The 371-nt window shown below is 59.6% G+C and carries 1 protein-coding gene; it reads left to right on the top strand.

Going from position 1 to position 371, the window contains the following annotated elements; genetic code table 11:
• A partial coding sequence (locus SB847_RS20615) for a 3-hydroxyacyl-CoA dehydrogenase family protein (RefSeq protein WP_410578427.1) occupies positions 1-371 on the top strand: 371 nt, incomplete at both ends.

Genomic DNA, 371 nt, shown 5'->3' with positions numbered 1-371 from the left:
AGCGCGGTCTGAATCGCATTCGTGATACCTACGCGGTCCGAGTCAAGCGAGGAAGCCTGACGCAGCCGGAGATGGATGCTCGGATGGCCTGTATCCGGACCGCCGAACGCTACGAGGAAATTGCCGATTGCGATGCGGTGGTCGAGGCGGTATTCGAGCGCATCGATCTCAAGCGGGAAGTATTTTCGAAGCTCGATGCGGTGATGAAGCGTGGTGCATTGCTGCTCACGAATTCGTCCGCCATCGACATCGATACGATGGCAGCGATGACCAATCGTCCGCAGGACGTTGCCGGCGCCCACTTCTTTGCGCCGGCGAACGTCATGAAGCTGTGCGAAATCGTCCGGGGCGACGTGTCCTCGATCGAGACG

The organism is Bacillus sp. SIMBA_026 (assembly GCF_046535335.1).
GTDB classification, from domain to species: domain Bacteria; phylum Bacillota; class Bacilli; order Bacillales; family Bacillaceae; genus Bacillus; species Bacillus velezensis.
The sequence above is the reverse complement of the archived record's forward strand: the minus strand, read 5'-3'. Positions and strand labels throughout refer to the sequence as shown.